Raw genomic sequence first — 14,146 nt, forward strand, 5'->3', positions numbered from 1 at the left:
CCGGTACGCTTGTCCGGTACTGAATGCCAAGCGTCGCGGGAGGGAGAATTCGGGCCGCTATTTACGGAGTCGCTGTCGTTGGGGAACATAATCGGCGCTCCATCATCTGAACCAAATTCACGATTGACCTTCTGGGAGGAACGAGATGAAAGTCAGCCTTTATAACCAACTTGTCCGCGCCGGGGCCACCCGCCGCGACGTGCTGAAGGGAGCGGCCAGCATGGCCGCCCTCGCCGCGGCGTCTGGCGCCGGGCTTGGCGCCCTGACGCGCCCGGCCGCGGCCGCGGATGACCTGCGCGCGCAGATCCTGCAGATTCCGGGCGTCGGCAAGGGTCAGCCGACCGATGCCGATTTCCAGCAGGTCGGCGAGCTTTGCCTGGGAGCCACCAAGGCCAATGTCAAGGAAGGCGAATTCGCCGGCGTCGAACTCACCTTCATGGGCCTCAACAACCAGAATCTGCACAATGTGCTGTTTCGCGGCTTTCTGAAGCCGTGGGAGACCTATACCGGCGCCAAGATCAACTGGATCGACCTGGCGCAGGCTGACTACAACGCCCGCCTGCAGCAGTCGATCGCGACAGGCACCGTCGATTTCGACATAATCGAGATGGGAGCACCGTTCGAAGGCGACGTCTGCGGCAAGGGTCTCACCTCCGAAATGCCGGACTGGGTCAAGGACCAGATCGACATGAAGGACGTCGTGGCCTATCTGCAGCCGCCAGTCGGCACCTGGGAGGGCAAGCAGTACCGCGTGACCGTCGACGGCGATGCACATAATTTCAACTATCGCACCGACGTGTTCGCCGATGCCGACCTCGCCAAGGCCTGGAAGGACGGCGGAGGTGAAGGCGAATGGGGCGTGCCGAAGACCTGGCAGCAGGTGCAGGCGGTGACCAAGTTCCTCAAGGGCAAGCAGGTGAAGGGCCAGGACGTCTTTGGCTATCTCGACGCGCCGAAGCCCTGGGGCGGCTTCGGCTTCTACTTCCTCGGCAGCCGCGCCAGCGCCTATGCCAAGCATCCCGACGACAAGGCCTGGCTGTTCGACGCCGACACGATGAAGCCGCGCATCAACAATCCGGCATGGGTGCGGGCGATCCAAGACGTCATCGATGCGCTGCCATCCGAGCCTGCCGACCAGATCAACGCCGACCCGAACACCACCGCCTTCCAGCAATTCCTGGCAGGCACCGGTTCGATGGTCACCTGGTGGGGCGACGTTGGTTCGAACGTCAAGACAAACGACTCCTCGGTCGTCGGCGACGTCACCGGCTTCTCGATCCTGCCGGGCTCGGACGATGTCTACAACTCCAAGACCGGCCAGTGGGACAAGCTGGCCAGCGGGCCGAACCATGCGCCGAACTGCGCCTATCTCGGCTGGGGCGTTTATGTCATGGAGCGTGTCGACAGCGACGAAAAGAAAAAGAAGGCGGCATGGTCGGCCGCTGCCCATCTCGGCGGCAAGGACCTGTCGCTCTGGTGCGCGGCCTATCCGTCGGGTTTCCAGCCCTATCGCAACTCGCATTTCAACATTCCGGAATGGGTGGCGGCGGGCTACGACGAGGCGTTCATCACCTCGTATCTGAAGTCGGAAGCCGACAGCTACAACCATCCCAACGCCGCGATCGAGCCACGCATCCCCGGCATCTTCCAGTACTACAGCGCCGCCGAGGACATTTTGGCCAACACTTTTGCCGGCAAGATGAAGGCGCAGGAAGGCGCCGACGCCATCGCAGCCGCCTGGGAGAAGCTGACCGACCAGATCGGCCGTGACAACCAGATCAAGCTCTACAAGGCCTCGCTCGGCGTGTAGGCTGAGATCGTGAACCTGGTTCGGCGGCGCACAGCCGCCGGACCTCCCCTTGACCGACTTGGCCTCGACCGGCTCGGCCGGTCATCGAGCCTCCTGTGAACAGGCAAGACGCGTGGCTGACCGGACCCTGGCTGACCAGACTTTGTCGACAAGTGAATGGCCGGCAGGCGCCGTGCCATCCGACCTGATATCGCGGAGCCGCAAAAGGCTTGGCTGGGCGCTGATGGTTGCTGCGACGCTCGGCCTTCTGGCGGTGATTACGCTGCAAATCCTCTACAAGAGCGAGGTCGACACCGTCGGGTTCGAGAACTGGCGGCCGGTGGTCTACGCCTATGTGCTGTGGGGTGTCGCACTCGGCATCGGCCAGGTGCTGACGCGCGGCGAGGACGGCCAGCGCGCGCTGTTCCTGCTGCCGGCGCTGCTGTTCACCATTGCCATGGTAATCTTCCCGACATTGTTCGGCTTCTACATCGCGCTGACCGACTGGAACCTCAGTTCCTTCAGCGGACGGCAGTTCAACGGGCTCGACAATTTCTGGCAGATGCTGAACGACGCCTATTATCGCAACGCGCTGTTCAACATGGTGCTCTACGTGCTGGCGGTGTTGGTCGAATATGTCATCGCCTTCGGCCTGGCGCTGCTGCTCAACGCGCAGATTAGGGCACGAAAATTCTTCCGCGTCGTCTTTCTCATGCCCCTGATGCTGTCGCCGGTCGCGGTGTCGTGGATGATCGGCAAGTCGCTGATGGAATACCGCTTCGGGCCGGCCGCGACGCTGGCGCGCCATCTCGGCTGGGAAAACCCGGCCTTCTTCTCCAACCCGATCACCGCCCGCATCTCGATCATGGTGCTCGACGCCTGGACCTTCATCCCGTTCATGATGATCATGCTGCTCGCCGGCCTGCAGGCGATGTCGCGCGAAGTGCTCGAGGCGGCGCGTGTCGATGGCGCCACCCCATGGCAGACCTTCTGGCAGGTCACCTTCCCGCTGATGCTGCCGGTGTCGGTGACGGCAGTCATCCTGCGCATTATCTTCAAGCTGAAGCTCGCCGATATCATCATCACCGTCACCTCCGGCGGCCCGGGCGGCGCGACCGATTCAGTGTCGAGCTTCATCTACCGCGAATATCGCGATCGATCGAATGTCGGCTACGGCACGATGCTGGCGATGGCCTATTTGATCATCATCATTGTGTTCGTGACCTGGCTGCTGAAATTCGCCAGCCGCTTCGTGCGCAACGTCAACTGATCGGGCCGGCAAGATGAGCGTTCAGACCACGGACTATGCAGCTTCCGAAATTCGTTCGCCGGCGAGCTTCGTCGCCCACCGCGTCTTCATCTACGGCGCGCTCATCTTCTGGGCCTTCATCTGTCTGTTCCCGATCTATTGGACGATAACCACTTCGTTCAAGACCGCGGTCGACGTCACCCAGGGCCATCTGATTCCGTTCGTCGACTTCCAGCCCGACTGGAAAGGCTGGCGGTCACTAGGCCTCTCTCCAGACTCGATCTTTCGGACGTCGACGGTTCGCGACGAATTTATCAAGCGCTTCATGAATTCGGTCATCACTTCGGTCGGCGCCTCGAGCCTGGCGATCGTCATTGGCAGCCTCGCCGCCTACGGGCTGACCCGCTATCGTTACAAGTTCGCCTGGTTCAGGAACGAGGACATCTCCTTCTTCTTCCTGTCGCAGCTGATCCTGCCGCCGGTGGTACTGGCCTTGCCCTTTCTCGTGCTCTACCGGGAAGTCGGCCTGCTCGACACACGCGTCGGGCTGATCCTGCTCTATACGCTGATGGTGCTGCCGATCGTCATCTGGATCATGCGCGACCAGTTCAATTCCATTCCCGTAGAACTGGAGGAAGCAGCACTCGTCGACGGCCTGTCGATTTGGGGCGCTTTCTTGCGCATCGTCATGCCGATCGCCCTGCCGGGCATGGTAGCCGCTTTCATCCTGGCGATGGTGCTGTGCTGGAACGAGTATTTCTTCGCCGCGCTTCTGACCTCGACCGACGCCAAAACCATCCCTGTCATGGTGGCGAGCCAGACCGGCTCACAAGGCATCAATTGGTGGTCGATGGCAGCGCTCGCCACCGCGGCCATCACACCGCTCGCCGTTATCGGCATCGCGCTCGAGCGTTACCTGATCATGGGCATGACGGCGGGCGCGGTGAAATAAGTGCGCCAGCCTTCCCTTCTTCCACAACAAGGGAACAACAAGGGGAGAGGGAAAACCGCGCTAACCCGAAAGGGTTGCCCGCAAATGATCGAGGATCATGGCGATCCCTTTTTGCCCCAATTCGGCCGAGGCTTCGGAAGCACTTGCCGTGTACCAGCCGGTGTTGTCGGCGAAGCGGTCGGCATCGACCGCTTCCGGGCACAACGCCAGCATCAGCGACGTCTCGCCGATGCCGGCATGGTCAAACGGGTATTGGGTGTGCATTGAAGCCGGCATCAGCGGATGCACCTGCACCCAGTTGAAGAAATTGCTGCCCTCGGCGTGCTCGGCATAATAGTCGGCCATCGCCGCAGAGCCCCACCAGCCTTCGCCACGTTCTTTCTCCAGGAAGCGGAAGATCGCCTGCCGGCCGGCGGCCTTGAAGGCGAGATCGGTTGGCATGCCGGCAGCAAAATTTTCGGTCTGGTGGTGAATGATGGCGTGGATGTTGCGGAAGCCGATACGCAGCAGGCTGTAGAACAATTCTTCCGCAAATGGCGCCAGCACATTGCCGCCGACCTGCACCGAACCACTGCCCTCCGGTGCTGCAACCGCATAGCTCGCCGCGCCGTAATAGAAGGGCGGCAGAATGACGATCTCGGCTTCTTTTTCGAACAGCTCCAGGCTCTTGATCACCGCCAGCGTGTCCATGCCGACGGCCATGTGCTCGCCATGGTATTCAAGCACACCGAGCGGCAACACGACCGGCCGGTTCTCGACGATCGCCTTGCGGATCTGGTGCGGCAGCATCAATTCGTACCGCATGACAACTACTCCATATTGGTGTGGCGGGCGCGCATCGCTTCAGGCGAGACGCCGGTCAGGTCCCGGAGCTTCAGCACCATCACTTCGAAGAGAACGAACAGCGCGCCTTCGAAGACCGAGCCCATCGGCAGCACGGACGTCTTTTCCGGGCCCTGGTCGTTGGCCATAGTCTGAGCCGGGATATGCAGTGTGAAGTCGGCCAGCTTCGCGGCAGTGCTGTCGGATTGCGCGGTGAGCAGCAGGACTGTGGCACCGGCCTCGCGCGCTACCCGCATCAAAGTCAGCACCGTCGAGGTCTCGCCCGGGCCGGAACTGGCGAGGAAGACATCGCCCGCGCCCAGCGGCGGCGTCGTCATATCGCCGACAACCGAAACCGGCAGACCGAGGTGATAGAGCCGCATGGCAAAACCCTTGACCTGCAGCGCCTCGCGGCCGCAGCCATAGGTGACGATCTTTCTCGCGCCCGCCAAGATGGCGCAAGCGGCGTCGATGCGGCTTTCGTCGATACGTTCCAGAACGGTACCAAGCTCGTTCAGCGCAATCCCAAACAGGTTTTCGCCGGCGTCCCTCATGACATTTGCACCAGCTTGCAGTTGCCGGAGAACCACTTGAATATGTCAGTCACATCGGCCCCGAACAGCTTGTTTTCATTCATGCTATCACCGCGAAAATCGGTGTCCAACGACACGCAGTGCTTTTGATGTGCCACAGCCGTGATAGTGTCACGGCAAATCGCAAATGAGGAAACGACTGTATATGAAGACACGGCATTTCGACCGCATCGGCAATGGCGGCATCATCTTCACCGAGCTCGGCTTCGGCACCGCGCCGCTCGGCAATCTCTACCGCGCCGTCTCAGACGAGGATGCCAATGCCACGCTGGAGGCGGCATGGCGGGTCGGCTGCCGCTACTTCGACACCGCGCCGCTTTATGGGCTAGGCCTAGCCGAAACGCGGCTCAATCCGTTCCTGCGTTCGAAGAAGCGCGACGACTACGTGCTGTCCAGTAAAGTCGGACGCATCATGCGCGCCTGTCCGCCGGATCAGCGCACCGGCATCGGCAAATTCTTCGACACCCCTTCGCGCCGCGAGGTCTACGACTATAGCTATGACGGTATCATGCGCTCCTTCGAGGCCTCGCTGGAACGGCTCGGTGTCGACCGCATCGACATCCTCTTCGTGCACGATGTCGACATCTTCACGCATGGCAGCAAGGAAGCCTCGGACCAGCGCATCCAGGAATTCATGAGTTCCGGCTACTATGGATTGCTGGCATTGCGCGACCAGGGCGTGGTCAAGGCGTTCGGCGGCGGCATCAACGAGTGGCAGGTTGCCCAGACGCTGGCCGAGCGCGGCGATTTCGATCTGTTCCTGCTTGCCGGGCGCTACACGCTGCTGGAGCAGGAGGCGCTGCAGTCTTTCCTGCCGCTATGCCAGCAACGCGGCATCGGCATCGTTCTCGGCGGGCCTTACAATTCCGGCATCCTGGCAACCGGGCCGAAGCCCGGCGCCTACTACAACTATTCGAAGGCGCCGCAGGACATCATCGACCGCGTCACCCGTATCGAGGCCGTCTGCAAGCGCCACGGCGCGCGCCTGATCGAGGCGGCGCTGCAGTTCCCGCTGCTGCATCCTTCCGTCGTCTCGGTAATCCCCGGCGGCCAGCGGCCTGGCGAAGTCGAAAGCAATCGCTCGCTGCTCGACGCGAAGCTGCCATCGGCGCTTTGGGCCGATCTCAAGAAAGAAGGCTTGATGCGCACGGACGCGCCGACGGCGTAGCGCCGCCCTTTCCAACAGAAAAGAAAAACCGGATATGCCGGTTCTTCTTTTCTCTGAAAGACTTAAGGAGGCGCTTAGTTGACCGCGTCCTTGAGGCCCTTGCCGGCCGAGAACTTCGGCACGGTGCGCGCCGGGATCTTCACTTCCGCACCGGTCTGCGGATTGCGGCCGGTCGACGCGGCGCGTTTTGACACGGTGAAATTTCCGAAGCCGACAAGCCGGACATCGCCGCCCTTTTTCAGTTCGCCGGTGATGACGGAAAACACCGCATCAACCGCCGACTGCGCGTCACCCTTCGAAATACTCGCGGCATCGGCGACAGCGGATACCAGTTCGTTCTTGTTCATAAAAATTCCCTTCCATGAGAAAACCGGAACACTCGACTCATCCGGCAGGAAACGGACTTTAGAAAGAAGCGCCCCGGCAACCAAGTCGAAAAGCGCCAAGAAAGTTGAAAAAAGCCCGGAAATCTGCGGTTCTTCACATGAAAAAGCCGGGCTCAAGGCCCGGCTCTCTCTTTGTGCATTGCAACTTTAGCAAGCGCTAATGCGCCAGCGATTTACCAGCTTCGTCTGCGACATCGACCACGGCCGGCGCATTAACGGGTTCGACCCACTGGATCGGTTCCGGCATACGCACCAGCGCATGGCGCAACACTTCACCGACGCGTGAGACCGGAATGATTTCCATGCCGCTCTTCACGTTTTCCGGAATCTCCGCCAGATCCTTGGCGTTCTCTTCCGGGATCAGCACCTTCTTGATGCCGCCGCGCAGTGCGGCAAGCAGCTTTTCCTTAAGGCCGCCGATCGGCAGCACCCTTCCGCGCAGCGTGATCTCGCCGGTCATCGCCACATCGGCCCTGACCGGGATACCGGTCAGCACCGAAACGATTGCCGTCGCCATCGCCACGCCAGCAGACGGTCCGTCCTTCGGGGTTGCGCCCTCCGGCACGTGGACGTGGATATCGCGCTTGTCGAACAGCGGCGGCTCGACGCCGAAATCGATGGCCCGCGAGCGGACGTAAGAGGCCGCCGCAGAGATCGATTCCTTCATCACGTCGCGCAGATTGCCGGTCACGGTCATGCGGCCCTTGCCGGGCATCATGACGCCTTCCACCGTCAACAGCTCGCCGCCGACTTCCGTCCAGGCGAGCCCGGTGACCACGCCGACCTGATCGTCGCTCTCGACCTGGCCGAAGCGGAAGCGCGGAACACCAAGGTAATCGGCAAGATTGTCCGCCGTGATGTTGATCGTCTTCTTCTTCGTCTTCAGGATCTCGGTCACCGCCTTGCGCCCGAGCTTCATCAGCTCGCGCTCCAGGCTCCTGACGCCCGCTTCACGGGTGTAGGTCTGGATGATGCCGCGGATCGCGTCCTCGCCGACGGAGAACTCCTTCGGCTGCAACGCGTGGTCGCGGATCACCTTGGGCATCAGGTGACGCTTGGCGATTTCGATCTTCTCGTCCTCGGTATAACCGGCGATACGGATGATCTCCATGCGGTCCATCAAGGGCGCAGGGATGTTCAGCGTGTTCGCCGTCGTCACGAACATCACGCTCGACAGGTCGTATTCGACCTCGAGGTAATGGTCCATGAACGTCGAGTTCTGCTCGGGATCGAGCACCTCGAGCAAAGCCGATGACGGATCGCCGCGGAAATCCTGGCCCATCTTGTCGATCTCGTCGAGCAGGAAGAGCGGATTGGATTTCTTCGCCTTCTTCATCGACTGGATGACCTTGCCGGGCATCGAGCCGATGTAGGTGCGCCGGTGACCGCGGATCTCGGCCTCGTCGCGCACGCCGCCCAGCGCCATGCGGATGAACTCGCGACCGGTCGCCTTGGCGATCGACTTGCCGAGCGAGGTCTTGCCGACACCGGGAGGTCCGACGAGGCACAGGATCGGCCCCTTCAGCTTCTTCTGGCGGCTCTGCACGGCGAGGTATTCGACGATGCGGTCCTTGACCTTGTCGAGGCCGAAATGATCCGTATCGAGCACGTTCTGGGCAAAGGCCAGATCCTGCTTGACCTTGGAGTTCCTGCCCCACGGGATCGACAGCAGCCAGTCGAGATAGTTGCGCACCACGGTCGATTCAGCCGACATCGGCGACATCGTCCGCAGCTTCTTCAGTTCGGCTTCCGCCTTTTCGCGGGCCTCCTTGGAAAGCTTGGTCTTCTTGATACGCGCCTCGATCTCGGCGGCCTCGTCGCGGCCGTCCTCGCCCTCGCCGAGCTCCTTCTGGATCGCCTTCATCTGCTCGTTGAGGTAGTATTCGCGCTGTGTCTTCTCCATCTGGCGCTTGACGCGCGAGCGGATGCGCTTCTCGACCTGCAGCACCGAGATTTCGGCTTCCATGAACCCCATCGCCTTTTCCAGCCGTTCCTTGACGGACAGCGTGGCGAGCATTTCCTGCTTCTCGGGGATCTTGATGGCAAGATGCGAAGCGACCGTGTCGGCGAGCTTGGAATAGTCGTCGATCTGGCTGGCGGCACCCACCACTTCGGGCGAGATCTTCTTGTTCAGCTTGACGTAGTTCTCGAAGTCGGTGACCACCGAACGCGCCAGCGCCTCGACCTCGACCTCTTCCTCATCCGGTTCGACCAGCGCCGCAGCACGGGCTTCATGGAAGTCGGGACGGTCGGTGAACGCGACGATCTTCGCGCGCGAGGCACCTTCGACCAGCACCTTCACGGTGCCGTCCGGCAGTTTCAGCAATTGCAGCACATTGGCGAGCGTGCCGATGTCAAAGATCGCATCGGGCTCCGGATCGTCGTCGGCAGCATTCATCTGGGTCGCGAGCAGGATCTGTCTTTCCTGACCCATCACTTCTTCCAGCGCCTTGATCGACTTTTCACGCCCGACAAAGAGCGGAACGATCATGTGCGGGAACACCACGATGTCGCGCAGTGGGAGGACTGCGAAGACGCCGTCGCTGGGAGCCTTGGATAATTTGGCCATTGTCCAACCTTTCATGTCGCGGCCGCCAATCGGCCAACCGCGAATCTCATATTAACGACCGAGGATCGTTCCGCCTACCACCGTTTGTGACGGGAGTTTTACAGCACAGAATTCGGCACCACGGCCTTCTGCCTCTAGTTGGAGGCACTGAGGGTAAAGATCAAGGGTCAACACGGTCCGTACCTCCAATCCGCACTCAGCACGCGGCGCCATGCGCGGTATGCGACAGCAAAACGGCGCCCCGCGGCGCCGTTTCAGAAAAATCCATTGCCGGCTCACGTCAGGCGCTGACGTTGCCCTTCTTCTCCTTCTGCTCGGAATAGATGTAGAGCGGCCTGGCGTTGCCTGACACCACCTCTTCCGAAATAACCACTTCGCGCACGCCTTCCAGTGCCGGCAGCTCGAACATGGTGTCGAGCAAGATCGCTTCCATGATCGAACGCAGGCCGCGTGCGCCGGTCTTGCGCTCGATGGCGCGCTTGGCGATGGCCGAGAGCGCGTTCTCGTGGAAGGTCAGGTCGACATTTTCCATCTCGAACAGCCGCTGATACTGCTTGACCAGCGCGTTCTTCGGCTCGGTCAGGATTTGGATCAGTGCCGGCTCGTCGAGATCCTCCAGCGTCGCCAAGACAGGCAGACGGCCGACGAACTCGGGAATGAGGCCAAACTTCAAGAGGTCCTCAGGCTCGACCAGGCGGAAAACATCGCCGGTGCGGCGATCCTCGGGCGAAGCGACGATAGCGCCGAAACCGATCGAGGTCTTCCTGCCGCGATCCGAGATGATCTTGTCCAGCCCGGCGAAAGCGCCGCCGCAGATAAATAGGATGTTGGCGGTGTCGACCTGCAGAAATTCCTGCTGCGGATGCTTTCTGCCGCCCTGCGGCGGCACGGAGGCGACAGTGCCTTCCATGATCTTCAAAAGTGCCTGCTGCACGCCCTCGCCCGATACGTCACGGGTGATCGACGGGTTGTCCGACTTGCGCGAGATTTTGTCGATCTCGTCGATATAGACGATGCCGCGCTGGGCGCGCTCGACATTGTAGTCGGCCGACTGCAACAGCTTCAGGATGATGTTCTCGACGTCCTCGCCGACATAACCGGCTTCGGTCAGCGTCGTCGCGTCGGCCATGGTGAAGGGGACGTCGATGATGCGGGCCAGCGTCTGCGCCAGCAGCGTCTTGCCGCAGCCGGTCGGGCCGATCAGCAGGATGTTCGACTTCGCCAGCTCGACATCGTTGTTCTTGCCGGCATGGGCGAGGCGCTTGTAGTGGTTGTGGACGGCCACCGACAGCACGCGCTTGGCGTAGGGCTGGCCGATGACGTAGTCGTCGAGAACCTTGAGGATTTCCTGCGGTGTCGGCACGCCCTCGCGCGACTTCACCATCGAGGTCTTGTTCTCTTCGCGGATGATGTCCATGCACAGTTCGACGCATTCGTCGCAGATGAACACCGTCGGCCCGGCGATCAGCTTGCGCACTTCGTGCTGGCTTTTGCCGCAAAACGAGCAATAAAGCGTGTTCTTGGAATCACCGCTGTTGTTGCCGACCTTGCTCATTTTCCTGTCCTTTCATGGCCGCCCGCCGATGGTCTGGTTGAAAGGGCGCATATTCAATCTATCGCGGGAATCCGCTGCCGCCAGTGCCCCGGCTCCCGCAACGCATTCCGTACGAAACACAAATCGGAAAACGGGGCAATGATTCGAACAACCCCACGCAAAGCTAAGCCGTCGAAAATCAACATAGCCTTAACGTAGGCAATTGCACCCGTCGAGGGAACAGCCAATTGTGGCCGAAATGCCGCAAGCTGCGCCAAAAGCGCGTAATCCCGCCACTCATTGCCACCGCAGGGCCACCGCGGGACTATAAGGCAATACCTTCGACCGGCTCACGTGACGAAATGACCTTGTCGATGAGGCCGAAATCCCTGGCCTCGTCGGCAGTCATGAAATGGTCACGGTCGAGCGTTCTTTCAATCTCATCGTAGCTCTTGCCGGTGTGCTTGACGTAAACCTCGTTGAGGCGGCGCTTCAGCTTGATGATATCCTGGGCATGGCGCTCGATGTCGGAGGCCTGGCCCTGGAAGCCGCCGGAAGGCTGGTGGACCATGATGCGGGCATTCGGCGTAGCAAAGCGCATGTCCTTGTGGCCGGCAGTCAGGAGCAGCGAACCCATCGATGCGGCCTGGCCGATGCAGAGCGTCGACACGGCGGGCTTGATGAACTGCATGGTATCGTAGATCGCCATGCCGGAGGTGACGACGCCGCCGGGCGAGTTGATATAGAGGTTGATTTCTTTCTTCGGATTCTCCGCTTCGAGGAACAGCAGTTGCGCGCAGACCAGCGTCGCCATGCCGTCCTCGACCGGGCCGGTGATGAAAATGATGCGCTCCTTGAGGAGCCGCGAGAAAATGTCGTAGGCCCGCTCGCCGCGATTGGTCTGTTCGACCACCATCGGAACGAGGTTCATGTAGGTTTCGACGGGGTTCTTCATGGACTATCCCTTTTTGAGGATGGGATTCCGGCGCCGGAGATTTGCAATCGGGCAGAATCGGTTCTGGATCGTTATTGTGTAAATAGGATGCCGGCTCACCCTAGCGCAAGGCCGCCTCTCCTAGCCATCCGGTTAAGTCGAATCAAGGTTTCCAAGGCAAGTTTCGCCCGTCGCCGTGCCGGCAGCCCTCTCCTGCCGTCGGAAGGTCGCTCATGCCTGGCCGGCGTTTAGCGTTTTCTTAACCGCATCGCTTAACGAAAAGTGGTGAAACCGCTTTTTCCAGCCACGGCTTACCCTACAATTCAACGTTGAACTCGCTTCATGCAGTTCAAACAGGGGGAGTGCGATGATCAGGAAAGCTGCTTCCTCGGCCCTTACCGGCATTACCGTTCTCGGCATGGCGTCCGAAACGGCTGCCGGCGGACGCGCGGTCGAATGCTACGAGCAGGTCAACCGGCCGGCCGTCTACGACACGGTCTATGAGGACGTGCTCGTCAGCCCAGCCGGCCAGCAGGTGGAATACGAGGCGCCAATCTACGGAACGCGCGAGCGCGTGGTGCAGATCGCGCCGGTGCGTGTCAGCTACGAGATCGTGCCCGCCATCACCCGCACCATCTACCGCGCCGTGAGGGTTGCTGACGGCGGCTATTCCTGGGAATGGCGCATCATCCACGGCCGCAAGGTGCTGTGCAAGGTCAGGCACAAGGCACGCTATGAACGAGTGGCCGAAATCGTCGTGGTTGAGCCGGAACGCCGGCGGCGCGTTGTCCTCCCCGCCGAATACGAGAGCGTCGCCGAAGAGGTTCTGGTGCGGCCGGAGCAGCGGCGCATCATCGACATTCCGGCGTCATATCAGACAGTGGCTCGCCGCGTGGTGGTCAGGGAGGGTTCGTCGAGCTGGCGGCGCGTGCATATTCCGAGGCATTGCCGATACTAGGCGCTCAGGGCGCCTCGGCCCTGAGCCATTTCTTCAGGCCGTCGACATCGCCATTGCCGACGCAGGCCGCAACCTTTCTGCCGACTGCCGCGCCGAACTTGTAGCCGTGGCCGGAGCAGGCCGAGACGACCAGGCATTTGCCTTTCTGGTGGGCCAGGAACTTCTCGTCGACGGTGAAGGTGTAGGCGCAGGTGACCACTTCGGTAACCTTATACTCCTCGATACGGGCAATCGGCGGCGAAAACAGGTTGCGGATCGCCTCGCCTTCGCCCGGCACCGGCTGGCGGTTCCAGTCGGCATCGCTGGTCGGCACCCTGTGCAGGCCCGAGCCGAATTTCATGCCGGCGCCACCTGTCGGCGGGATTGCATAGCCGTCGACGCTGCCGCCAATGTCGAGGACGACAGGCGCTGCCTGCCACGTTTCTTTCAAATCCGCCGGCGGTTCGACATAGGCGAGCGCGGTGCGCCAGGTTTTCAGTTCGCCGTCCAGTTCCGGGAACAGTTTCAGGACCCAGGCGCCGGCAGCGACGACGATCCAGTCGGCCTGCATCGTTTCGCCGCTCGCAAGCACGACCTGTCCGGCGTCGGCGTCGATCTCGGCGACCTTGCTGTTTTCGTAGACATTGGCGCCGTTCGCGCGCAGCCACGTGGCGAGGCCCGAAGCGATCTTGCGGCAGTGCAGCGCGCCGCCGTCCGGCGAAAAATATGCATAGCGGAATGAACCAGGTTCTAGGAACGGCCAGCGTTCGACCGCGGCGTCCGGCTCGACCAATTCGAACGGGTAATTTCCCGCTTCCATGCCCTCGCGGTATTCCTCCGCCTCATCTCCCGGCTCGCGCGAAATACAGATGAAGCCGCGCGGATCGAGATGGCTTTCACCGAGATCGGCCCACATCTCGTCCCAGGCCTCATAGGCTTCGGTGATCAGCCGGCCGTAGCCCGTTCCGGCGCGGTAGGCGCGGCGAATAATGCGATGGTGGTCGCCGGAGGCGGCGAGCGGATTGGGGATTGATCCCTGCTCGACGATCGAGACGAGGTGACCAGCCTTGACCAGCGACCACGCCGTCGAAAGTCCGGCAATGCCTGCACCGACCACGATCACATTCATGAAAACTGTCCTTCCGCAATCGCTTCGGCGGCTCACCTCACGGCAGGGCCAACATACGGTCTGGCACCAGACTGGCAAGCCGCG

12 protein-coding genes are annotated in these 14,146 nt (G+C 61.3%); 5 read left to right on the forward strand and 7 right to left on the reverse strand.

The genetic code is table 11. The features are described from left to right. Nucleotides 1–145: 145 nt before the first annotated feature. The 3 genes from NKH83_RS17390 to NKH83_RS17400 all read left to right on the forward strand — a co-directional run bounded on the left by NKH83_RS17390 (nt 146) and on the right by NKH83_RS17400 (nt 3,990). The gene (locus NKH83_RS17390; protein ID WP_352477321.1) at nt 146–1,810 is read left to right on the forward strand and encodes an ABC transporter substrate-binding protein; all 1,665 of its coding nucleotides are present in this window, start codon (nt 146–148) and stop codon (nt 1,808–1,810) included. Between the two features lie 127 nt (nt 1,811–1,937). After that, complete coding sequence (locus NKH83_RS17395; RefSeq protein WP_352806192.1) at nt 1,938–3,059, forward strand: carbohydrate ABC transporter permease; 1,122 nt, start codon at nt 1,938–1,940, stop codon at nt 3,057–3,059. Nucleotides 3,060–3,072: 13 nt separating this feature from the next. Continuing rightward, nucleotides 3,073–3,990 (forward strand): carbohydrate ABC transporter permease, encoded by a 918-nt coding sequence (locus NKH83_RS17400; protein ID WP_352477320.1) that lies wholly within the window; start codon nt 3,073–3,075, stop codon nt 3,988–3,990. Between the two features lie 60 nt (nt 3,991–4,050). On the opposite strand, the gene NKH83_RS17405 is transcribed toward NKH83_RS17400, so the two are convergent. Together NKH83_RS17405 and hxlB are read right to left on the reverse strand one after the other, a co-directional pair. Further along, the gene (locus tag NKH83_RS17405) at nt 4,051–4,794 is read right to left on the reverse strand and encodes a creatininase family protein (protein WP_254817603.1); all 744 of its coding nucleotides are present in this window, start codon (nt 4,792–4,794) and stop codon (nt 4,051–4,053) included. A 5-nt stretch (nt 4,795–4,799) separates the two neighbouring features. Next, nucleotides 4,800–5,366, reverse strand: coding sequence for a 6-phospho-3-hexuloisomerase (hxlB, locus tag NKH83_RS17410; RefSeq protein WP_352477319.1), 567 nt, complete (start codon nt 5,364–5,366; stop codon nt 4,800–4,802). 184 nt (nt 5,367–5,550) lie between these two features. Here hxlB and NKH83_RS17415 point away from each other — a divergent pair, with 184 nt between their 5' ends. Beyond that, nucleotides 5,551–6,573 (forward strand): aldo/keto reductase, encoded by a 1,023-nt coding sequence (locus NKH83_RS17415; protein WP_352806005.1) that lies wholly within the window; start codon nt 5,551–5,553, stop codon nt 6,571–6,573. 74 nt (nt 6,574–6,647) lie between these two features. Here NKH83_RS17415 and NKH83_RS17420 read toward each other — a convergent pair whose 3' ends face one another. From NKH83_RS17420 to NKH83_RS17435, 4 genes are all read right to left on the reverse strand, one after another. Next, the gene (locus tag NKH83_RS17420; RefSeq protein ID WP_006201846.1) at nt 6,648–6,920 is read right to left on the reverse strand and encodes an HU family DNA-binding protein; all 273 of its coding nucleotides are present in this window, start codon (nt 6,918–6,920) and stop codon (nt 6,648–6,650) included. 196 nt (nt 6,921–7,116) lie between these two features. Further along, entirely contained in the window at nt 7,117–9,528 is a 2,412-nt protein-coding gene (gene lon, locus NKH83_RS17425; protein WP_254817728.1) for an endopeptidase La, read from the reverse strand. A 280-nt stretch (nt 9,529–9,808) separates the two neighbouring features. Then, entirely contained in the window at nt 9,809–11,083 is a 1,275-nt protein-coding gene (gene clpX / locus NKH83_RS17430) for an ATP-dependent Clp protease ATP-binding subunit ClpX (protein ID WP_006332719.1), read from the reverse strand. 304 nt (nt 11,084–11,387) lie between these two features. Then, complete coding sequence (locus NKH83_RS17435) at nt 11,388–12,017, reverse strand: ATP-dependent Clp protease proteolytic subunit (protein ID WP_254817601.1); 630 nt, start codon at nt 12,015–12,017, stop codon at nt 11,388–11,390. Between the two features lie 346 nt (nt 12,018–12,363). Between NKH83_RS17435 and NKH83_RS17440 the strand changes: the two genes are divergently transcribed. Continuing rightward, a complete protein-coding gene (locus NKH83_RS17440; RefSeq protein WP_352477314.1) occupies nt 12,364–12,954 on the forward strand; it encodes a hypothetical protein in 591 nt (196 codons plus the stop codon). A 4-nt stretch (nt 12,955–12,958) separates the two neighbouring features. Here the strand turns inward: NKH83_RS17440 and NKH83_RS17445 are convergent, their stop codons facing one another. Beyond that, nucleotides 12,959–14,062 carry an NAD(P)/FAD-dependent oxidoreductase gene (locus tag NKH83_RS17445; RefSeq protein ID WP_352806009.1) on the reverse strand — a complete coding sequence of 368 codons (1,104 nt, stop codon included), beginning with the start codon at nt 14,060–14,062 and terminating at the stop codon, nt 12,959–12,961. Between the last annotated feature and the right edge of the window lie 84 nt (nt 14,063–14,146).

The organism is Mesorhizobium sp. M0909, assembly GCF_040319515.1.
Classification (GTDB): domain Bacteria; phylum Pseudomonadota; class Alphaproteobacteria; order Rhizobiales; family Rhizobiaceae; genus Mesorhizobium.

Coding starts and splice junctions, on each gene's coding strand:
- hxlB (WP_352477319.1), bottom strand. CDS start 5,366: ATGAGGGACGCCGGCGAAAACCTGTTTGGGATTGCGCTGAACGAGCTT.
- NKH83_RS17415 (WP_352806005.1), top strand. CDS start 5,551: ATGAAGACACGGCATTTCGACCGCATCGGCAATGGCGGCATCATCTTC.
- NKH83_RS17440 (WP_352477314.1), top strand. CDS start 12,364: ATGATCAGGAAAGCTGCTTCCTCGGCCCTTACCGGCATTACCGTTCTC.
- NKH83_RS17435 (WP_254817601.1), bottom strand. CDS start 12,017: ATGAAGAACCCCGTCGAAACCTACATGAACCTCGTTCCGATGGTGGTC.
- NKH83_RS17420 (WP_006201846.1), bottom strand. CDS start 6,920: ATGAACAAGAACGAACTGGTATCCGCTGTCGCCGATGCCGCGAGTATT.
- NKH83_RS17445 (WP_352806009.1), bottom strand. CDS start 14,062: ATGAATGTGATCGTGGTCGGTGCAGGCATTGCCGGACTTTCGACGGCG.
- NKH83_RS17390 (WP_352477321.1), top strand. CDS start 146: ATGAAAGTCAGCCTTTATAACCAACTTGTCCGCGCCGGGGCCACCCGC.
- clpX (WP_006332719.1), bottom strand. CDS start 11,083: ATGAGCAAGGTCGGCAACAACAGCGGTGATTCCAAGAACACGCTTTAT.
- NKH83_RS17405 (WP_254817603.1), bottom strand. CDS start 4,794: ATGCGGTACGAATTGATGCTGCCGCACCAGATCCGCAAGGCGATCGTC.
- NKH83_RS17400 (WP_352477320.1), top strand. CDS start 3,073: ATGAGCGTTCAGACCACGGACTATGCAGCTTCCGAAATTCGTTCGCCG.
- lon (WP_254817728.1), bottom strand. CDS start 9,528: ATGGCCAAATTATCCAAGGCTCCCAGCGACGGCGTCTTCGCAGTCCTC.